General features: G+C 41.1%; 11 protein-coding genes. 8 read left to right on the top strand and 3 right to left on the bottom strand.

The features are described 5' to 3' along the window. Positions 1-5 precede the first annotated feature (5 nt). The 4 genes from P0Y49_03720 (at position 6) to P0Y49_03735 (ending at position 11,905) form a co-directional block, all read left to right on the top strand. On the top strand, positions 6-9,032 hold the full coding sequence (locus P0Y49_03720) for a hypothetical protein (GenBank protein WEK20257.1): 9,027 nt from the start codon (positions 6-8) through the stop codon (positions 9,030-9,032). A gap of 88 nt (positions 9,033-9,120) precedes the next feature. After that, a complete protein-coding gene (locus P0Y49_03725; protein WEK20258.1) occupies positions 9,121-9,813 on the top strand; it encodes an FKBP-type peptidyl-prolyl cis-trans isomerase in 693 nt (230 codons plus the stop codon). Between the two features lie 395 nt (positions 9,814-10,208). Further along, a complete protein-coding gene (locus P0Y49_03730; GenBank protein ID WEK20259.1) occupies positions 10,209-11,081 on the top strand; it encodes an ROK family protein in 873 nt (290 codons plus the stop codon). 5 nt (positions 11,082-11,086) lie between these two features. Beyond that, positions 11,087-11,905: an alpha/beta hydrolase family protein gene (locus P0Y49_03735; GenBank protein ID WEK20260.1), complete on the top strand. Its 819-nt coding sequence runs from the start codon at positions 11,087-11,089 to the stop codon at positions 11,903-11,905. Between the two features lie 70 nt (positions 11,906-11,975). Here P0Y49_03735 and ettA read toward each other — a convergent pair whose 3' ends face one another. Further along, on the bottom strand, positions 11,976-13,655 hold the full coding sequence (gene ettA, locus P0Y49_03740) for an energy-dependent translational throttle protein EttA (GenBank protein WEK20261.1): 1,680 nt from the start codon (positions 13,653-13,655) through the stop codon (positions 11,976-11,978). Between the two features lie 186 nt (positions 13,656-13,841). Here ettA and P0Y49_03745 point away from each other — a divergent pair, with 186 nt between their 5' ends. From P0Y49_03745 to P0Y49_03760, 4 genes are all read left to right on the top strand, one after another. Beyond that, positions 13,842-16,382 carry an ATP-dependent Clp protease ATP-binding subunit gene (locus tag P0Y49_03745; GenBank protein ID WEK20262.1) on the top strand — a complete coding sequence of 847 codons (2,541 nt, stop codon included), beginning with the start codon at positions 13,842-13,844 and terminating at the stop codon, positions 16,380-16,382. Between the two features lie 212 nt (positions 16,383-16,594). Further along, positions 16,595-17,560, top strand: a complete 966-nt coding sequence (locus P0Y49_03750) for an SUMF1/EgtB/PvdO family nonheme iron enzyme (protein WEK20263.1) — start codon at positions 16,595-16,597, stop codon at positions 17,558-17,560. Positions 17,561-17,650: 90 nt separating this feature from the next. Continuing rightward, positions 17,651-18,970: a Gfo/Idh/MocA family oxidoreductase gene (locus P0Y49_03755; protein WEK20264.1), complete on the top strand. Its 1,320-nt coding sequence runs from the start codon at positions 17,651-17,653 to the stop codon at positions 18,968-18,970. A gap of 1 nt (position 18,971) precedes the next feature. Next, positions 18,972-19,970, top strand: a complete 999-nt coding sequence (locus P0Y49_03760) for an FAD:protein FMN transferase (GenBank protein WEK20265.1) — start codon at positions 18,972-18,974, stop codon at positions 19,968-19,970. Between the two features lie 14 nt (positions 19,971-19,984). On the opposite strand, the gene P0Y49_03765 is transcribed toward P0Y49_03760, so the two are convergent. After that, a complete protein-coding gene (locus tag P0Y49_03765) occupies positions 19,985-21,058 on the bottom strand; it encodes a PA0069 family radical SAM protein (GenBank protein ID WEK20266.1) in 1,074 nt (357 codons plus the stop codon). A 47-nt stretch (positions 21,059-21,105) separates the two neighbouring features. After that, positions 21,106-22,341 carry a carboxypeptidase-like regulatory domain-containing protein gene (locus P0Y49_03770; protein ID WEK20267.1) on the bottom strand — a complete coding sequence of 412 codons (1,236 nt, stop codon included), beginning with the start codon at positions 22,339-22,341 and terminating at the stop codon, positions 21,106-21,108. Positions 22,342-22,409: the final 68 nt, after the last annotated feature.

The raw sequence follows: 22,409 nt of genomic DNA on the forward strand, positions 1-22,409 counted from the left end.
GTTATATGTCTAAACTTTCGCAAACTCGATTTTTTTTAATTGTTCTTGCATTTACTGTGATTTGTTGTACCCGAGCTGTGGCACAGCAGCTTCCTCAAATTAATTATCAAGGGATAGCCAGGAAGTCAGATGGTAACCCTGTTGCTGATCAGTCTATTCGGTTAAGGTTAACCATCAGAGATGGTGGAGTAAATGGGACCAGTGTTTATACGGAAACCAGGCAGCGTACCACGAATAAATTCGGATTGTTTACAGTTGTGATTGGCAGTACCGGAGCCCTTTCGCAAAATGGAGCGATGACAGCAATAAATTGGGCTACGGGGAATAAATTCCTTCAAGTAGAAATAGATCCTACGGGTGGAGGTAGTTTTGTAGATATGGGTACTTCTCAGCTTCAATCTGTTCCTTATGCTATTTATGCAAGTTCGGCGTCTCCTGCTGGTACCGCTGGTGGAGATTTGATTGGAAATTATCCCAATCCTACTGTAAGTAAATTACAAGGATCTGCTATAAGTATAACCGCCCCTTTAACGGGACAAATTTTGAAATGGAATGGTAGTGCCTGGACACCGAGTAATGAGTCTACATCTTCAACAGGTCCTCAGGGGCCGATTGGGTTAACAGGACCGCAAGGAATTCAAGGGGTAACAGGACAGACCGGAGCTACCGGAGCAACCGGTCCCCAGGGGCCGCAGGGGATACAAGGGATTCCTGGAATTAGTAATTTAAATTCAATTGGACCTATTAGTGGAACTTCCGATCCTAATGGAATGACATTAAATGCAGGCGTTTTAAGTCTGGCACCGGCGAATGCTACTAATGGAGGTGTAGTTACTACAGGTGCTCAGACAATTGCAGGGGCTAAAACATTTAATGGGCCGACAATATTTAACGGAACGATTAATGCCGGGACAATTAACAAGGTTACCATTACTGCACCGGCAAATAATGCTGCACTGACATTGGCTGATGGTTCAACTTTATCGACTATAGGTGCTTATACAACTAATTTAATTACAACTGCGGCAACAACCGTTACCTTGCCTGTAACCGGAATACTAGCTACACTTTCAGGTGCAGAAACCCTTGCTAATAAGGTATTAAATAGTCCGGTTATTAATGCTCCCACAGGAATTGTAAAGGCAGATGTTGGTTTAAGCAATGTTGATAATACCAGCGATGCCGATAAACCTGTTAGTACACTTTCTCAAGCTGCGCTCAATTTAAAGGAAGCACTAGCCAATAAATCAACTGATGTAGCTGCTGATGGAGCTTCTGATATAAAATATCCAACTGTAAAGTCTATAAAAACATATGTAGATGCAGTTGTGGTTAGTGCAGCCACGATTCCTGATGCTACTGCTAATGTAAAAGGAAAAATACAACTTGCAGGAGACTTGGCTGGTACTGGTAGTACTGCAGCAACACCTGTGATTAGCGATGCGGCTATCAATACTTCAAAGATTGCAAATGATGCGATAACAACAGCAAAATTATTGGATGGGAGTGTATCTGATGCAAAGATTGCTATGGGGATCAGTGCTTCAAAAGTTGGATTAGGGAATGTTGATAATACAAGTGATTTAAATAAACCAGTTTCTACAGCAACGCAATCCGTGTTGGGTTTGAAAGTAAATATTGCAGATACAGCTTCTATGCTAAGTCCTTATGCTAAACAAGCTGCGACGCAGAGCGCAATTACTGCTGCTCAGTCAGCAATTGCACTAAAAGTAAATATTGCAGATACTGCTGCAATGCTTAGCCCTTATGCTAAGCAGATAGCAACGCAATCGGCATTGGATTTGAAAGTTAATGTAGCTGATACTGCTGCTATGTTGAGTCCTTATGCTAAGCAAGCTGCTACGCAGAGTGCAATTACTGCTGCTCAATCAGCAATCACACTAAAAGTAAATATTGCAGATACTGCTGCTATGTTGAGTCCTTATGCTAAGCAGGTAGCAACTCAATCAGCATTGGGTTTAAAAGTTAATGTAGCTGACACGACCGCAATGCTTAGCTCTTATGCCAAACAAGTTGCTACGCAGAATGCCATTACTGCTGCTCAATCAGCAATCGCACTAAAAGTAAATATTGCAGATACAGCTGCGATGCTAAGTCCATACGCCAAGCAGGTAGCAACTCAATCAGCATTGGGTTTAAAAGTTAATGTAGCTGACACGACCGCAATGCTTAGCCCTTATGCTAAACAAGCTGCTACACAGAGTACCATTACTGCTGCTCAGTCGGCAATCGCACTAAAAGTAAATATTGCGGATACTGCTGCAATGCTAAGTCCTTATGCTAAGCAGGTAGCAACTCAATCAGCATTGGGTTTGAAAGTTAATGTAACTGATACGGCCGCAATGCTTAGCCCTTATGCTAAACAAGTTGCTACACAGAGTGCCATTACTGCTGCTCAGTCGGCAATCTCACTAAAAGTTAATATTGCAGATACAGCTGCTATGCTAAGTCCTTATGCTAAGCAGGTAGCAACTCAATCAGCTTTAGGTTTAAAAGTTAATATTGCAGATACAGCTGCTATGCTAAGTCCATACGCCAAGCAAATAGCAACTCAATCAGCATTGGGTTTAAAAGTTAATGTAGCTGATACTGCCGCTATGCTTAGCCCTTATGCCAAACAAGCTGCTACACAGAGTGCCATTACTGCTGCTCAATCAGCAATTGCACTAAAAGTAAATATTGCGGATACTGCTGCCATGCTTAGCCCTTATGCTAAGCAAGTAGCAACGCAATCGGCATTGGGTTTGAAAGTTAATGTAGCCGACACGGCAGCGATGTTAAGCCCTTATGCCAAACAAGCTGCTACACAGAGTGCCATTACTGCTGCTCAATCAGCAATTGCACTAAAAGTTAATATTGCTGATACTGCTGCTATGCTAAGTCCATATGCTAAGCAAGTAGCAACTCAATCAGCATTGGGTTTGAAAGTTAATATAGCCGACACGGCAGCAATGCTTAGCCCTTATGCCAAACAAGCTGCTACGCAGAGTGCAATTACTGCTGCTCAGTCAGCAATTGCGCTAAAAGTAAATATTGCAGATACCGCTGCTATGCTAAGTCCATATGCTAAGCAAGTAGCAACTCAATCAGCATTGGGTTTGAAAGTTAATGTAGCTGATACTGCCGCAATGCTTAGCCCTTATGCCAAACAAGCTGCTACGCAGAGTGCAATTACTGCTGCTCAGTCAGCAATTGCGCTAAAAGTAAATATTGCGGATACCGCTGCTATGCTAAGTCCTTATGCTAAGCAGGTAGCAACTCAATCAGCATTGGGTTTGAAAGTTAATGTAGCTGACACGGCAGCGATGTTAAGCCCTTATGCGAAACAAGCCGCTACGCAGAATGCAATTACTGCTGCTCAATCAGCAATTGCACTAAAAGTAAATATTGCAGATACAGCTGCTATGCTAAGTCCATATGCCAAGCAGGTAGCAACTCAATCAGCATTGGGTTTGAAAGTTAATGTAGCCGACACGGCAGCGATGTTAAGCCCTTATGCCAAACAAGCTGCTACACAGAGCGCAATTACTGCTGCTCAATCAGCAATTGCACTAAAAGTTAATATTGCTGATACTGCTGCTATGCTAAGTCCATATGCTAAGCAAGTAGCAACTCAATCAGCATTGGGTTTGAAAGTTAATATAGCCGACACGGCAGCAATGCTTAGCCCTTATGCCAAACAAGCTGCTACGCAGAGTGCAATTACTGCTGCTCAGTCAGCAATTGCGCTAAAAGTAAATATTGCAGATACCGCTGCTATGCTAAGTCCATATGCTAAGCAAGTAGCAACTCAATCAGCATTGGGTTTGAAAGTTAATGTAGCTGACACGGCCGCAATGTTAAGTCCTTATGCTAAACAAGCTGCTACGCAGAGCGCAATTACTGCTGCTCAATCAGCAATCGCATTAAAAGTTAATGTAGCTGATACTGCCGCAATGCTTAGCCCTTATGCCAAACAAGCTGCTACGCAGAGTGCAATTACTGCTGCTCAGTCAGCAATTGCGCTAAAAGTAAATATTGCGGATACCGCTGCTATGCTAAGTCCTTATGCTAAGCAGGTAGCAACTCAATCAGCATTGGGTTTGAAAGTTAATGTAGCTGACACGGCAGCGATGTTAAGCCCTTATGCGAAACAAGCCGCTACGCAGAATGCAATTACTGCTGCTCAATCAGCAATTGCACTAAAAGTAAATATTGCAGATACAGCTGCTATGCTAAGTCCATATGCCAAGCAGGTAGCAACTCAATCAGCATTGGGTTTGAAAGTTAATGTAGCTGACACGGCAGCGATGTTAAGCCCATATGCTAAACAAGTTGCTACACAGAGCGCAATTACTGCTGCTCAATCAGCAATTGCACTAAAAGTAAATATTGCAGATACTGCTGCTATGCTTAGTCCATATGCCAAGCAGGTAGCAATGCAATCGGCATTGGGTTTGAAAGTTAATGTAGCTGATACTGCTGCAATGCTTAGCCCTTATGCAAAACAAGCCTCTACGCAGAATGCCATTACTGCCGCTCAGTCATCAATCGCACTAAAAGTAAATATTGCAGATACTGCTGCGATGCTAAGTCCTTATGCTAAGCAGGTAGCAATGCAATCAGCATTGGGTTTGAAAGTTAATGTAGCTGACACGGCAGCGATGTTAAGCCCTTATGCTAAACAAGCCGCTACGCAGAATGCAATTACTGCTGCTCAATCAGCAATCGGACTAAAAGTAAATATTGCAGATACTGCTGCGATGCTAAGTCCATACGCCAAGCAGGTAGCAACGCAATCGGCATTGGGTTTGAAAGTTAATGTAGCTGATACTGCCGCAATGCTTAGCCCTTATGCCAAACAAGCTGCTACACAGAGTGCCATTACTGCTGCTCAGTCGGCAATCTCACTAAAAGTAAATATTGCAGATACAGCTGCTATGCTAAGTCCTTATGCTAAGCAGGTAGCAACTCAATCAGCTTTAGGTTTAAAAGTAAATATTGCAGATACTGCTGCGATGCTAAGTCCATACGCCAAGCAGGTAGCAACGCAATCGGCATTGGGTTTGAAAGTTAATGTAGCTGATACTGCCGCAATGCTTAGCCCTTATGCCAAACAAGCTGCTACACAGAGTGCCATTACTGCTGCTCAGTCGGCAATCTCACTAAAAGTAAATATTGCAGATACAGCTGCTATGCTAAGTCCTTATGCTAAGCAGGTAGCAACTCAATCAGCTTTAGGTTTAAAAGTTAATATTGCAGATACAGCTGCTATGCTAAGTCCATACGCCAAGCAAATAGCAACTCAATCAGCATTGGGTTTAAAAGTTAATGTAGCTGATACTGCCGCTATGCTTAGCCCTTATGCCAAACAAGCTGCTACACAGAGTGCCATTACTGCCGCTCAGTCGGCAATCGCACTAAAAGTTAATATTGCAGATACAGCTGCTATGCTAAGTCCATACGCCAAGCAAATAGCAACTCAATCAGCATTGGGTTTAAAAGTTAATGTAGCTGATACTGCCGCTATGCTTAGCCCTTATGCCAAACAAGCTGCTACACAGAGTGCCATTACTGCTGCTCAATCAGCAATTACACTAAAAGTAAATATTGCGGATACTGCTGCCATGCTTAGCCCTTATGCCAAACAAGCTGCTACGCAGAGTGCAATTACTGCTGCTCAGTCAGCAATTGCGCTAAAAGTAAATATTGCGGATACCGCTGCTATGCTAAGTCCATATGCTAAGCAAGTAGCAACTCAATCAGCATTGGGTTTGAAAGTTAATGTAGCTGACACGGCAGCGATGTTAAGCCCTTATGCGAAACAAGCCGCTACGCAGAATGCAATTACTGCTGCTCAATCAGCAATTGCACTAAAAGTAAATATTGCAGATACAGCTGCTATGCTAAGTCCATATGCCAAGCAGGTAGCAACTCAATCAGCATTGGGTTTGAAAGTTAATGTAGCTGACACGGCAGCGATGTTAAGCCCATATGCTAAACAAGTTGCTACACAGAGCGCAATTACTGCTGCTCAATCAGCAATTGCACTAAAAGTAAATATTGCTGATACTGCTGCTATGCTTAGTCCATATGCCAAGCAGGTAGCAATGCAATCGGCATTGGGTTTGAAAGTTAATGTAGCTGATACTGCTGCAATGCTTAGCCCTTATGCAAAACAAGCCTCTACGCAGAATGCCATTACTGCCGCTCAGTCAGCAATCGCACTAAAAGTAAATATTGCCGATACTGCTGCGATGTTAAGCCCATATGCTAAACAAGTTGCTACACAGAGCGCAATTACTGCTGCTCAATCAGCAATTGCACTAAAAGTAAATATTGCTGATACAGCTGCTATGCTAAGTCCTTATGCAAAACAAGCTGCGACGCAGAGTGCAATTACTGCTGCTCAATCAGCAATCGCACTAAAAGTAAATATTGCAGATACTGCTGCTATGCTAAGTCCATATGCCAAGCAGGTAGCAACTCAATCAGCATTGGGTTTGAAAGTTAATGTAGCTGATACTGCCGCAATGCTTAGCCCTTATGCAAAACAAGCCTCTACGCAGAATGCAATTACTGCTGTTCAATCAGCAGTTGCACTAAAAGTAAATATCGCAGATACTGCTGCTATGTTGAATCCCTATGCTAAACAGATTGCGATACAAAATGCGTTAACATTAAAAGCTAATCTTGCTTCGCCAATTTTCTCTGGAACTGTTACAGCACCAACATTTATTGGGGCTTTATCAGGTAATGCAGCAACAGCCACTACAGCTGGAACGGTCAGTACAAATGCAAATTTAACTGGGGTAGTGACTTCAATAGGCAACGCTACTTCAATTGCAAATGGGGCAATAACAAATGCAATGCTTGCAAATGGAGCTGTGGCCAACTTATCAGGAACAAACACAGGTGATCAAGACTTAAGCGGTCTGGCTCCAAAAGTCATGCCTACTTTTACTACTTCAGCTACAGCCCCAGTGTTTGTTTCAACTGCCGCTACAGGTACAGCTCCATTTACTGTAGCATCAACTACGCCTGTAGCAAACTTGAGTATTGGTGGTAATGCCGCAACAGCCACAACAGCACTAACTGCAGGTTCTGTCACCACAAATGCAAACTTGACAGGTGAAGTTACTTCTGTTGGCAACGCCACAACGATTACTAACGGTGCGGTGATCAATAAGGTGTTGTCAGGTTATACCAGCGGTGCAGGAACAATTGTAGCTGGAGATAATATCCTTCAAGCTATTCAGAAACTGAATGGTAATGATGGTCTTAAAGCAAATATTGCAGCTCCAACATTTACCACTTCAGCTACTGCTCCAATATTTGTATCGACAGTTGCGACTGGTACAGCTCCTTTTACAGTTACTTCGACTACACCGGTAGCAAACTTGAGTATTGGTGGTAATGCTGCAACGGCCACTACCGCGCTAACTGCAGGTTCTGTTACTACAAATGCAAATTTAACTGGAGTGGTCACTTCAATTGGAAATGCTACTTCAATTGCAAATGGCGCAATAACAAATGCAATGCTTGCCAATGGAGCGGTAGCCAACTTATCAGGTACAAACACAGGTGATCAGGATTTAAGCGGCCTGGCTCCAAAAGCTACGCCAATTTTTACTACCTCTGCAACGGCTCCAGTATTTATATCAACTGCTACTACTGGTATAGCTCCTTTTACAGTTACTTCGACTACACCGGTAGCAAACTTGAGTATTGGTGGTAATGCAGCAACAGCCACTACAGCAGGAACAGTTAACACAAATGCAAATTTAACTGGAGTAGTCACTTCAATTGGAAATACTACTTCAATTGCAAATGGCGCAATAACAAATGCAATGCTTGCCAATGGAGCGGTAGCCAACTTATCAGGTACAAATACTGGTGATGAAACCAATGCCAGCATTAAAACTAAGCTTACACCTGCTACAGCCTCAGTAGACGGTTACTTGAAGGCAACGGATTTTGCAACCTTCAACAGTAAGGGAACTGGGTCTGTGACAAGTACATCAGTAGTTACAGCTAACGGTATCAGTGGAACTGTCGCGACAGCAAGTACTACACCGGCTATTACTCTAAGTTTGGGGGCAATTACTCCAACATCAGTAACTGCAACAGGCACTGTAAGTGGTTCTAACTTATCAGGTACAAATACAGGCGATCAGGACTTAAGTGGCTTGGCTCCAAAAGCTACACCTACTTTTACCACTTCAGCTACTGCTCCGGTGTTTATATCAACTGCCACTACGGGCACAGCGCCATTTACTGTAGCATCAACTACGCCTGTAGCAAACCTTAGTATTGGCGGTAATGCAGCAACCGCTACAACAGCACTAACCGCAGGAACAGTAACAACAAATGCAAACTTAACCGGGCCAATTACTTCGGTTGGAAATACAACAAGTATAGGTTCACAGACAGGAACAGGAAATACCTTTGTAATGAGTAATTCACCTGTGTTGGTTACACCGAATCTTGGTACACCAACAACCTTGGTAGGTACCAATATTACTGGTACGGCAAATGGATTAACATCAGGTAAAGCACTTAATTTGGATGGAGGACTTGGTGGGCAGATTCCTTATCAAACTGCTGTGGGTGCAACAGCTATGCTGGCTAATGGACTTGCAGGTCAGGTTCTTCAGAGCAATGGAGGTACAGCTGCTCCAAGTTGGGTTAATGCTCCTTCGGCTAACTATTCCATTGCGCCCACTACAGGAGGAAGTGTGACATTAACTGCAACCCAGGTATTGGAAGCCGGTGCTTATGTAATTAATGCTACTGCGACGGTTACTTTTCCAACAGCGGCTAACCTCATCGCGGCAATGACAGCACCACAGGTAGGAGATGTAATTAGATTTATGGTTGCTATAAATGGGACTGGAAATTTTACACCGACAATTGCGGCAGGTACCGGAGGAACGGTTATACAAGCTACTGGAGTTGCTAAGGCTGCAAGAGATTTATTTATTCGGATAACAAGTGTAACATCCGGGTCTACAGCATATGTAATATATTAATAATCCTATATGCTTAGTAAAAGTGTATTAGATAGAGGTTAAGCACAAATAAATTAGTATAATGAATCGTTTTTTGAAAAATAGAGCTTTGAAGATCACATTAATACTTGTTGTATTATTTTCATCATTAGCAAAAGCCCAAACCCATCCAGTCAAGTCAATTGCAACACTACCAATAAAGCTAACTAACCCTTCGGATTCCCTCCAATACACATTGGGAGTGTTTCTAGGGCAATGGATTACCAATAACGGTTTTACAATAAATAATCCCCAATTATTCCGCAAAGGAATGGATGATCTTTTACTAAACAAGACTTTATTAGTAGATGCATCCACAGTTTCTGCAAGTCTGGATGCTTATCAGAAAAGGTTAATTTCTGAAAGAAGCAGTCAGCAAGAAAAGCTATTATTCGAAAACGTAAGAGGAAAAGCAGGGGTAGGGATGCTGCCGAGTGGAGTAGGTTATATGATACTGAAGACTGGCGGCGGAATTAAACCCTGGGCTACTGATTCTGTAGTGCTTAACGTGAAAGGATACCTTCCGGATGGAAAGTTGTTTGAAGATACCTATGCAAAGAAAAGGTCATTGATTGGTAGTCCCGAAACATTCATTCAAGGCATGAACGAAGTGTTACAAATTATGCCATTAGGATCTACCTGGCGTGTGTTTATTCCATCAGCATTGGGATATGGAGAAAGGGGCATTCCCGGCTTGGTACCGGCTTACTCTGCGTTAATCTTTGATGTCGAACTTGTAAACATTATAGGAAATACCAGATGATAGTCCTGTATCCATCAAGATTTTGCTAAACATGTCAATGTTTTACATAAGTGGCCGTTGTTTTAACCTTAAGGTAATTTAAGGTTGTTTTGGCTATATTTGGTTTATGCAAATCATGTTGTAAAGCCAAATTAAAATGAACTATACGAAATTGACAATGGGAGAGAAATTTAGGCTCTTAAAGCAAAATGCTGAGCCTGAGTACATACGAAAAAATCGAAGATGACTTTTTGTATCCTGCGGATACGATGATTAAGAAAACTGCAAAATTATATGAATTAACATACGAAGAACTTTTAGCTGTAGGGGAAGAAAGTTAAATAGTTTAAAAAACATTTTAATAAAGCGGTTTAAATACTTTTATTTGAAAAGATAACCCAAACATATCTGAGCCTATGGACCTTAATAATGCTTCGTTTCCTTTTATTGGCGTAGATATTGGAGGTTCGCATATTACGGCTGCGTATATAGATTCGTCCACTTATCATGTAATTCAAGATAGTTTAAAGCGCGAAAGGGTAGTTTCTACAGCAGCTTCAACCATTATTCTCGACTCATGGGTTGAAGCATTGACACCATTAATTGCCGGACTTCCAGTAGGGCAGGCTAAAATAGGTGTTGCTATGCCCGGACCATTTGATTATATAAATGGGATTGCACTTTTCAAAAATGTAAAAAAATATGATTCACTATACGGACTTGATATAGGGAAAATATTATCAGAAAAGTTAAACATACCGCGACAATCCATCATTTTCATAAATGACGCTGAGGCTTTCCTAAGTGGTGAAATGGCTGCTGGTGCTGCTGCTCATGTAGATAGAGCAATAGGCATTACACTGGGAACCGGACTGGGATCAGCAAGCAACTGTAGCGGAACTGTGGTTGATGTAAATAGGGCAGCTTTGCCTTTCCTTGAGCAAAATGCTGAAGAATATATGTCTACCCGGTGGTTTTTAGCCAGATACAAGGAGCTGGCGGGTAAAGAAGTGAAAAATGTAGAAGACTTACTAAATACCTCAACACCTGTTGTGAAGAATCAGATATTTGATGAGTTTGCTACAAACCTGGCTAGTTTTATCAACGATTTTATAGCCGACGAAAATCCGGAAGTATTGGTTATAGGAGGGAATATCGCACGGACATGGGATCATTTCATGCCACAACTGCAACAAAAAATAGTAAACAAAAATGTAATCATCAGGCAAACTGAAATGTGGGAAGATGCCGCATTGGTGGGAGCGGCCTGTATCTGGATAAATCAATAATAATCATGAAGAAAACACTTTTTTTAAGCCTGGTAGCATTACTGTTTGTACAGTTATCCTATGCTGCTAAGGTTGATACAGCAGTAACTTATAGTGCTGCAATGAAGAAAAATATTAAAGCAGTGGTAATTACACCGGATAGCTATAATCAGGCAGAAAGTATGCCTGTGGTTTATCTGCTTCATGGTGCAGGCGATTCATATTCGGGATGGATAAAAAAAGTGCCTGCACTTCAAAAATATGCGGATGATTTTCAAACCATCATTGTTTGCCCAGATGGAAATGTAACCAGTTGGTATTTTGACAGTCCTGTTGATCCGGAATGGAAATATGAGACTTATGTAGCTACAGAGTTGGTTAACTGGGTAGATAAAAATTACAAAACCATAAAAGACCGAAAAGGAAGAGCAATTACAGGGCTTAGCATGGGTGGACACGGAGCTTTGTATCTTTCTTTTAAACATCAGGATGTATTTGGTGCCGCCGGAAGTATGAGTGGTGGAGTAGATATTACACCTTTTCCATTAAACTGGAACATTGCTAAAAGATTGGGAGATTACGATAAAAATGCGCAGCGCTGGAAAGACAATACCATTGTAAATATGACCTGGATGCTTGTTCCTAATCGACTTGCCTTAATTATTGACTGTGGTAAAGATGATTTCTTTTATAACGTAAATATGAAGCTGCATGAAACTTTGCAGTATAGCAATATTCCGCATGATTTTATCATCAGGCCAGGTGCACATACCTGGGATTACTGGACAAATGCCGTTAAATATCAGTTGATGTATTTTAATGGATTTTTTAATAAGAAAGGATAAAACGATAACCCTATTTAAGAAAAGGCCGGTATTGCAATTTTTTGCATTTACCGGCCTTTTTATTTGAAGCTTAAACCAGCTTTTTGTATTTAATACGGTGTGGAGTTACATCACCCAGGCGTTTTTTGCGATTTTCTTCGTAATCGCTATAGTTTCCTTCAAAGAAGTAAACCTGAGATTCGCCTTCAAAAGCAAGGATGTGCGTACAGATACGATCTAAGAACCACCTATCGTGACTAATCACTACTGCACAGCCACCAAAGTTTTCCAGGCCCTCTTCTAATGCCCTTAGCGTATTCACATCGATATCGTTGGTAGGTTCATCCAGTAGCAATACGTTTGCACCTTTTTTTAAAGTGATGGCAAGATGTACCCTATTGCGTTCTCCTCCTGACAGTATGCCAACCTTTTTTTGCTGGTCGCCGCCATTGAAGTTGAATTTGGAAACATAGGCCCTTCCATTTACTGCTTTATTGCCCAGTTGAATGTTATCCAGTCCATCAGTAATGTTTTCATAAACCGTTTTCTCTGGATCTAAGTCATTGTGCATCTGGTCTACATAACCCAATGCTACAGTTTCTCCAACACGGAAAGTTCCGCTATCAGGGGTTACCTGCTCGGTGATTAATCTGAAAAGCGTGGTTTTACCTGCCCCGTTCGGGCCAATAATACCCACAATACCCGCAGGAGGTAAAGAGAAGCTTAGGTTTTCGAACAATATTTTGTCGCCATATGCTTTTGTTACATTGTTGGCTTCAATAACCACATTACCCAATCTTGGACCTGCTGGAATGAACAATTCTAGTTTGTCTTCTCTTTCTTTCGAGTCTTCAGAAGCCAGTTTTTCATAATTTGATAGACGGGCTTTAGATTTTGCGTGTCTGGCTTTTGGCGCCATACGTACCCATTCCAGCTCGCGCTCTAATGTTTTCTGACGTTTGCTCTCTGTTTTTTCTTCCTGTGCCAGGCGCTTTGCTTTCTGGTCTAACCAGGATGAATAATTTCCTTTCCATGGAATACCCTCACCGCGGTCTAGTTCAAGAATCCATCCGGCTACATTATCCAGGAAATATCTATCGTGGGTTACTGCAATAACGGTTCCTTTATAATTCTTTAAAAATTGCTCCAGCCAATCGATACTTTCAGCATCCAAGTGGTTGGTAGGCTCATCAAGTAACAATACATCTGGCTCTTGCAGTAATAAACGACACATAGCCACACGTCTGCGTTCTCCTCCGGATAATACACTAATCTTTGTGTCAGGATCAGGGCAGCGTAAAGCATCCATGGCACGTTCCAATTTGGAATCCAATTCCCAGGCGTTCACGGCATCGATTTTATCTTGCAGCTCACCTTGGCGGGCCATCAATTTATCCATTTTATCTGGATCAGAATAATTCTCTTCTAAACCGAATGCTTCATTAACTTCTTCGTATTCTTTCAGTATAGCTGTGATTTCGGAAACACCTTCTTCAACGACTTCTTTTACAGTTTTGTTCTCATCCAGTTCAGGTTCCTGGGCAAGATAACCAACTGTATATCCCGGAGAAAAAACAACCTCACCCTGAAAGGATTTATCGAGGCCGGCGATAATCTTTAAAAGAGAAGATTTACCGGAACCGTTTAAACCAATAACTCCAATTTTAGCGCCGTAAAAAAAGGACAGGTAAATATTTTTTAAAACTTGTTTCTGGGGCGGGTAAATCTTATTTACCCCCGCCATTGAAAAGATTATTTTTTCGTCTGACATAATTGCTTATTGACTTGCAAATATCGCCAATAAAGTCAGAACTTAGTAAGTTTTCTGAAATAACGGCAGTTACAATATCTATTTTATTCGCTGTGGCGTAATTGTTGATAAATTAAAAAAAATACGGGTGCTCATTTATAAAACAAATTTTATAGTTTAGAGCATTCCCGAATTAGAAAGGTATATATGGAAGCTAAATTTTCACCACAAGTCAAAGACGTGATCTCCTTTAGCAGGGAAGAAGCCCTGAGATTAGGTCACGATTACATAGGGGCGGAACATCTGTTGTTAGGCCTTATTCGCGAGGGCGATGGTATGGCCATTAAGATATTAAAATCACTGGGTGTTGATACTTCAAAACTTCGTCGTTCAATAGAAGATTCAGTTAGAGGCACGTCCAGTGTCACGGTTAACCTTGGAAATATTCCTTTAACCAAGCAAGCAGAAAAGGTATTAAAGATCACTTATCTGGAAGCAAAGATCTTTAAAAGTGATTTGATAGGTACGGAGCATTTATTGCTTTCTATCCTGCGCGATGATGATAACATTGCTTCACAGATTTTACTTCAGTTTAATATCAATTATGAGATATTTAAACAGGAGGTTGAAGTGAATAAAAACGGATTTAGAGACGAAACGCAAAATAGCGCCTCAACGGGTGGTGATGAAGATTATCGCGAAGAAGAAGCGTTTAGCAGCCCTAAAAAAGTTTCGGATATTAAATCTAAAACTCCGGTTCTGGATAATTTTGGAAGGGATTTAACTAAAGCTGCTGAAGAAGGTCGCTTAGACCCTATTGTTGGTCGTGAGAAAGAGATTGAGCGTGTTTCTCAGATTTTATCACGCCGTAAAAAAAATAACCCCATCCTGATTGGTGAGCCGGGTGTTGGTAAATCTGCTATTGCAGAAGGATTGGCATTGCGTATTGTTCAGCGTAAGGTTTCGAGGGTATTGTTCAACAAACGTGTAGTAACTTTAGATCTGGCTTCATTAGTTGCAGGTACTAAATACCGTGGACAGTTTGAAGAACGCATGAAAGCTGTGATGAATGAGCTTGAAAAATCTACTGATGTGATCTTGTTCATTGATGAGATTCATACCATTGTAGGTGCGGGCGGCGCTTCCGGTTCCCTTGATGCATCGAATATGTTTAAACCTGCTTTGGCAAGGGGTGAGATTCAATGTATCGGAGCAACAACATTGGATGAGTATCGTCAGTACATCGAAAAAGATGGAGCATTAGATCGTCGTTTCCAAAAGGTAATGATTGAGCCAGCTTCACCTGATGAAACCATTGAGATCTTGAACCGTATCAAAGAGAAATATGAAGATCACCACGGGGTGACTTATACAGACGAAGCTATCCATGCTTGTGTGGCTTTAACTTCGAGGTATATTACGGATAGGTTCTTGCCAGATAAAGCGATTGATGCTTTGGATGAGGCAGGATCAAGGGTGCACTTGACAAATATTCATGTTCCTGATAATATCATTACAATTGAAACCAAGATTGAGGAGATTAAGGTAGAGAAAAATAAGGTTGTAAAAAGCCAGAAATATGAAGAAGCTGCAAAATTAAGGGATACTGAAAAGAACCTTTTAGAAGAACTTGATCGTGCAAAGGCTGAATGGGAAGCTGAAACTAAAACAAAACGTTATACTGTTACCGAAGATAATGTTGCTGAGGTAGTTTCGATGATGACTGGTATTCCTTTGCAACGTGTTGGACAAACAGACAGTGCAAAACTGTTGAATATGTACGAAACGGTAGCTACCAAAATTATTGGACAGGACGATGCGATTAAGAAATTAACTAAAGCTATTCAGCGTACCAGGGCAGGATTAAAAGATCCTAAAAAGCCAATTGGTTCATTTATTTTCCTTGGCCCAACAGGCGTAGGTAAAACAGAATTGGCAAAAGAGCTTGCTCGTTTTATGTTCGACAGCGATGATGCGCTGATCCAGATCGATATGAGTGAGTATATGGAGAAATTTGCGGTATCACGTTTAGTGGGAGCGCCTCCGGGATATGTAGGATATGAAGAAGGTGGACAGCTGACTGAAAAGGTTCGTAGAAAACCTTATGCTGTAATCTTGTTGGATGAGATCGAGAAAGCGCACCCTGATGTATTCAATATCTTGCTGCAAGTATTGGACGAAGGACAGCTTACCGATAGCTTAGGTCGTAAGGTAGATTTTAGAAATACCATCATCATCATGACCTCTAACATTGGTGCACGCCAGTTAAAAGATTTTGGACAAGGGGTAGGTTTCTCTACTTCTGCTAAAACAAGTCAGGCTGATGCACATTCAAGAGGTGTGATAGAGAACGCTTTGAAACGCGCTTTTGCACCGGAGTTCTTGAATCGTGTGGACGATGTAGTGGTATTCAACTCATTAGGTAAAGAAGAGATCTTTAAGATTATTGATATTGAATTGAAATCGTTATTTGGTCGTGTACATAACTTAGGTTATGAGGTTAAGCTTACTGAGAGAGCTAAAGAATTTATTGCCGATAAAGGCTTTGATTCAAATTTCGGCGCAAGACCGCTTAAACGTGCGATTCAGAAATATCTGGAGGATCCGATTGCAGAAGAGATCCTTAAAGGCGAGGTCCATGAAGGAGATACTTTGGAAATCGACTACGATAAAGAAAATGATAAGATTGTGGTAGAAAATAAAAGTCCAGGTAAGAAGAAGAAAAAAGAAGAAGGTAGTATAGAGTAGTACCCTGAACGGTTTAAAGAAAGACCCTGGTGAGTGATAAGCTTATCAGGGTTTTTTATTTGCATTGCTTTGTATCAATTTTAATACTTAGTGTGCTTTGTACACAATTTGCGAAATTAAGCACCAATAGATTTTGCTTTTAAGATAAATGCCTCTATTTTAGATAGAAAATAGGTTAGGTTAAAATATCAATAGCATCAAAATCATTGTAAATGAAATGGAAATTACCATTGGCGCTAGCCCTAATAATAAGTGTTTTTCAGGTGTCTGCTCAGGAAAAACAAGAAGGCTACATACAACAAATCAACGGCACAAAATTGAGCTTTGAAATGAAAGCTATTCCTGGGGGAGAGTTTTTAATGGGAAGTAAGAAAGGTAAAGCTGATGAGCTGCCCGTGCATATGGTTAAACTGGACCCTTTTTGGATGGGTGCATTCGAAGTTACCTGGGATATTTATGAGCCTTTTTTATATAAGGATTATGAAACTACGCAGAGTATTGGTGCGGTGCCAGCCAATGTTGATGCCATTACCAGGCCAACAAAACCATATCTGGATATGACTTTTGGTATGGGTAAGGAGAGCCATCCTGCTCTTGCGATGACCCATTACAATGCGATTCAGTTTTGCAAATGGTTATATGTCAGGACAGGGGTATTTTATCGCTTGCCAACGGAAGCCGAATGGGAATATGCAAGTCGTGCCGGAAATACAACTGAGTATTTCTTTGGCGATGATGCAACTAAACTGAATGAGTATGCCTGGTACAAAGCGAATAGCGAAGGTAAAACGCATCCTGTAGGACAGAAGAAACCTAATCAGTGGGGCTTGTATGATATGTATGGCAATGTTGCCGAATGGATCTACGATCAATATAATGCTGGTTATTATGCCACTGTGAATGGTGATAAGGGCAATAATCCTGTTTCAGTTCCTGATAAATTATATGCAAATGTAATTCGTGGAGGGTCGTATGACGACGAAGCAAAAGAATTGCGTGCTGCGGCTAGATCGGCTTCAGATCCGGTATGGAAACAATTGGATCCTCAGATTCCTAAAAGTAATTGGTGGTTCCCTGAAGCTCCATTTATTGGTATGAGATTGGTAAGGCCCTTAAAAACACCTTCAAAAGCAGATATTGACGCCTATTACAATAAGGCACCTATTGCGGATTATTAACCAGACCATTAAAGGGCATACAGCTCATCAACAACAATAGAGATACCCATGATAGTGAATGAAAAACTCAAAAACCAAATATCAAGCTAAATGAACAACGAAGAACTACGCGATAAACGCCGCGAATTTTTGAAAGCTTCTGCATTGGTTGCAGGAGGAATCATGTTAAACCAGTTTGCTTTTGCAGGTGGACATTCATCAACGGATGATACGATTAAAATAGCTTTAATTGGCTGCGGAGATAGGGGGACAGGTGCCGCTTTTCAAGCTTTAAGTACCAAGGAAAATTTAAAATTGGTAGCTATGGCTGATGCCTTTGAAGATAGACTAAACAGCAGTTATCAGAAGCTTGCTGAAAGGTTTAAAGAAAAGGTTGATGTACCTCAGGATCGTAGATTTGTAGGGTTTGATGGTTACGCTAAGGCAATTGCGCTTGCAGATGTGGTATTATTGGTAACGCCTCCGGGATTTAGACCAATGCATTTTGAAGAGGCGGTAAAACAGGGGAAACACGTGTTCATGGAAAAGCCGGTAGCTGTTGATGCGCCTGGAATCCGTAAAGTATTAGCTGCTGCTGAATTGGCAAAACAGAAGAAATTAAATGTTGTAGTTGGTTTACAACGTAGGTACCAAACTAATTATAGGGAAACGCTAAAACGTATTCAGGATGGTGCTATAGGAGATGTTGTTGGTGGACAGGTATATTGGAACAGTGGTGGAGTTTGGGTAAAAAAAAGACAGCCAAATCAAACAGAAATGGAATACCAAATGCGCAACTGGTACTATTTTAACTGGCTCTGTGGCGATCATATTGTTGAGCAACATGTACATAATATAGATATTGCCAATTGGGTTAAAAATGCTTATCCGATTTCCGTACAGGGAACAGGAAGTCGCGCCTGGAGATCAGGTAAAGATTATGGTGAAATTTATGATAACCATTCGGTAGAGCTTACTTATGCTGACGGAGCTGTGATTCATAGTCAATGCCGTCATTTTGAGGGTACAGCAAATCGTGTGGATGAAACTTTCCAGGGGACAAAAGGGCGTACTTATTTATCGGCGAGTCATAACGGTATACTATGGGATAGTAAAGGAAAGCAGATATTTAACCACCCTACAAAAGGTAATGCTAATCCTTATCAAACTGAGCATGATGAATTGTTTGAAGCTGTGAGCAAGGGACAGTTTAAATTTCAGGATGCCGAGCGTGCCGCGAAGAGCTGCTTTACAGCAATAATTGGTAGGTATGCTACTTATTCGGGACAGGTCATTAAATGGGACGATGCTTTAAAGGCAGATAATAGTTTATTTCCTGATCAGTTGAGTTGGGATGCCAATCCAAAACTGATGCCTGATGTTAATGGCCTCTACACAATACCTACTCCAGGTAAAACAAAGGTGATTTAAGGTGTTTAAATATATCTTGTTATTATTCCCCCTGCTGATCTCTTTCTTTTTTAAAGGAAAAGATCAGCGGGAATTTATCATTCATGGTTATGCTCAGGGGACAGATTATTCTATTAAATATTTTGCCCGGGATAGCGTGATCACCAAGCAGTCAGTTGATAGTATCCTAAGTGTAATAGATTCTTCTATGTCACTATATAAACCTTACTCGTTAATCAGTAAATTCAATGACTCAAGTGAGGGTCTTGACCTGGATCCACACTTTGTTGTGGTAATGCAGAAATCTTTTGAAGTTTACAAAGCAACTAGTGGTAAGTTTGATGTTACCGTAGCCCCATTAGTGCAGGCTTGGGGTTTTGGGCCTAAACCGATAGCAAAGTTTCCAGATAGTGCCGAAGTTAAACAGCTATTGAAATGTGTTGGCATGAACAATCTTAGTTTAAAAGGTAATCATCTTTCAAAGCGGAAGTCATGCATAAAGATTGATTTGAATGGAATAGGGCAGGGGTATAGTGTGGATGTGGTTGCTGATTATTTAGAATATAAAGGTATAAAAGCTTTTGTAGTTGAAATTGGAGGTGAACTAAGGATAAAGGGGCCTAAACCGGATGGTACTGCAATGCGCATTGGTATTGAAGGCCCGGCAGTATCGGCAAACTCAGAACCCGTAATCAGGCATGTCATTAGAGCGAATAATGGAGCGATAACAACTGCAGGTAATTATAGAAAGTACCTACAAAAAGGGGGCAGAAAAGTAGCACACCTTATTGATCCTAAAACAGGTTATCCTTTGGATAATGCTTTAATCAGTGTAACCATTTATGCCAAAGATGGGCTCACTGCTGACGGATATGATAGTCCCATAATGGCGATGGGGCTCAAGGAAGCGTTGGATTTTGCCTCAAAAAAAGGTATGGAAGCCTATATCATTTATCACAAAAGTGATGGGAGTGTGGCTGATACACTGACCAGAGGCTTTAGAAAAATGATTGTAGAATAAACAGCCGACTTATATTAGAACATCGTAAGCTGGACTTTTGGTACTTTGAAGAGACTAGAGTCTAGTTTTATCTTTTGCTCATTGAGGTGGTTTAGGCGGCAATGCAACTTGAAATTATCTTTTATGAGCTTGGCAATGTTGCCGTCACCTCTCATTCTGTCGCCAAATCTGCTGTCGTTCACATGACCACCATGGCAGGATTGTATCATATGCCATACTTTTTCAAAGCGGTCAGGATAGTTTTTATGGAGCCAGTCTTCAAATATTCCACCTATAGCACCATTTAGCCTCACCACAGTATAACCAGCTGCTATGGCCCCGCAATTGGCAATGGTTTTTAAAATAACAGGAATTTCGTGATCACTTAAGCCCGGTACCAATGGTGCCACCATTACGCCCATAGGGATACCTGCATTACTCAACTGCTCAACAATCTTTAAACGCTGTTTTGCAGTAGTGGTACGAGGTTCCATTTTCTGACGTAACTTTTCATTCAGGCTGTTGATGGAAACATATACCATGCAAAGGTTCTGCTTCGCCAGCTCAGTAAGCAGGTCAATATCTCTTAATATCAATGCGTTTTTGGTGATCATACCGATGGGCTGTTTGTATTCCAATGCGATTTCCAGCAATTGCCTAGTGATCCCGAATTTTCGTTCTGCAGGTTGGTAACAGTCGGTGTTGCCGGATAAGGAAATCACGGAGGCGTCCCACGCTTTACGCTCAAGGAATTTTTTAAATAGTGCGGGGGCATCCGTTTTTACAATGATCTTACGCTCAAAATCGAGCCCGGCACTAAAACCCCAATACTCGTGCGCATTACGTGCATAACAATAAGTACAGCCATGTTCACAACCCTGATAAGGGTTTAAAGAATAGGCCATGCCTACGTCTGGACTATCTACTTTGTTAACAATAGATTTAGATTTTCCAAGGATAAAAGTAGTCTTATGATTTTCCTCCTCCCAATCGTCAATCCCCTCATCATGCTCTTTTACATAGTCGTTTTTAGCAAAGCGGTTGTGCGGATTAAACTGTGCACCCCGCCCTTTCATATAGTTATCCGGTATTTCGCTGTCTAAATTCATTAGCTAAAATTACTAATATTATTAGTAATTTTATGCTGCAATCCCTTCTATTTTTTTGACAGGGGAATGTAATCCATTGGAACCATATCGCCTACTTTCTCATATGCCCAAAAACCTTCATACAACATGGCTCTGGAGTCGTAGATACCGCCATTTTCGTAAAAACGTATTGATCCCTGCATTAAATTGGCTACAGAGATTTCATAATCAGGAACATCGAGCGGACGGAAGATCCAGAAGCCGGTTTTAGAATATTCCAGCGATTCCCTTTCCCGAGTATAACTTATCGCCAATGACCCGGTACAGTCCAACGATTTTAGGTTCTGGTTATAGGTGTGTATCAGGTTGTCGGCCGAGAGTTCGGTACGATCCAGACAGTCTATCGTTTTTGGCATGTCCTGTTGCTTTAACCAAAAGGAAATCATGGCACTATCTCTTGGAGGAGTGTTTTTGGTGATGGTGCTTGATTTTCCTGGGGTTTTTAACCTGGTCAGGTTTTTATAAATGATACTATCAGGATATCGATAAGGATTTGGTATTTTAACCATTTTGTTGATAATAAATCCTTCTTCTTTAGCTTTCCCTTGGTAGAGAGATCTGAAAAAGTGCTGCGACGATCCATAATAGGCTACTTCACGTTTATCGATATACTTTTTCATTTTTGCCCCTGGACCTTTTAATTCTTCAAAAAATGGATGGCCCGAAAAATAAATGATCCGTGTTCTGGAATTGTACTCAAAATAATCGAGCATATATTTTATGCGATAGCCTAATGCCTTATTTTCTATAACTAAAAAATCAGACGTTTTTATGGTAAGCAAGCTTTTGGTTGCATCGTAATCAATGTTTAATACCTGCGGATTTAATATTTTACATTGTGCGGCATTTGGGGTTGTGCCGATAAAATACTCTTTAAATTGTTTAATGTATTTTGCCCTATTTGGGTCGGCATGGATAACCACCTCATTTAAAACCGTAGTGCTTTCCTTTAAAACCAGCTCAACCTGAACCGATTTGTCGGATATGATTACGCTCTTTGAATAGGGAAGATAGCCCACCATTTGTACCAAAAGATCGTAATTGCCGGGTTTGAGGTTGCTGATTTTAAATTTACCTTCATTATCGGCTACAGTGGATACCTGGTAACCACTTAAAAATATACCGGCACCCGGTAAACTTTCTTTTTGATCCCTAACAACACCCATTATCGAAAACGAGTTTTGAGAGAAGCCATGCAGCCCTGTAAATAAGGTCAGGAATAATATCAACAGGGATTTTGTCATGAATGCGAATGTACAGAATCGTTCAGATTTTATATAGGACTTTTTTGCCATTCGATTGTCCTAATTGT

The sequence above is a fragment of the Candidatus Pedobacter colombiensis genome (genome assembly GCA_029202485.1).
Taxonomy (GTDB): Bacteria; Bacteroidota; Bacteroidia; order Sphingobacteriales; family Sphingobacteriaceae; genus Pedobacter; species Pedobacter colombiensis.

Bases quoted from the DNA above. Each gene is read 5' to 3' on its own strand.
- P0Y49_03720 (WEK20257.1), top strand. From the start codon at position 6: ATGTCTAAACTTTCGCAAACTCGATTTTTTTTAATTGTTCTTGCATTT.
- P0Y49_03730 (WEK20259.1), top strand. From the start codon at position 10,209: ATGGACCTTAATAATGCTTCGTTTCCTTTTATTGGCGTAGATATTGGA.
- P0Y49_03735 (WEK20260.1), top strand. From the start codon at position 11,087: ATGAAGAAAACACTTTTTTTAAGCCTGGTAGCATTACTGTTTGTACAG.
- ettA (WEK20261.1), bottom strand. From the start codon at position 13,655: ATGTCAGACGAAAAAATAATCTTTTCAATGGCGGGGGTAAATAAGATT.
- P0Y49_03745 (WEK20262.1), top strand. From the start codon at position 13,842: ATGGAAGCTAAATTTTCACCACAAGTCAAAGACGTGATCTCCTTTAGC.
- P0Y49_03750 (WEK20263.1), top strand. From the start codon at position 16,595: ATGAAATGGAAATTACCATTGGCGCTAGCCCTAATAATAAGTGTTTTT.
- P0Y49_03755 (WEK20264.1), top strand. From the start codon at position 17,651: ATGAACAACGAAGAACTACGCGATAAACGCCGCGAATTTTTGAAAGCT.
- P0Y49_03765 (WEK20266.1), bottom strand. From the start codon at position 21,058: ATGAATTTAGACAGCGAAATACCGGATAACTATATGAAAGGGCGGGGT.
- P0Y49_03770 (WEK20267.1), bottom strand. From the start codon at position 22,341: ATGACAAAATCCCTGTTGATATTATTCCTGACCTTATTTACAGGGCTG.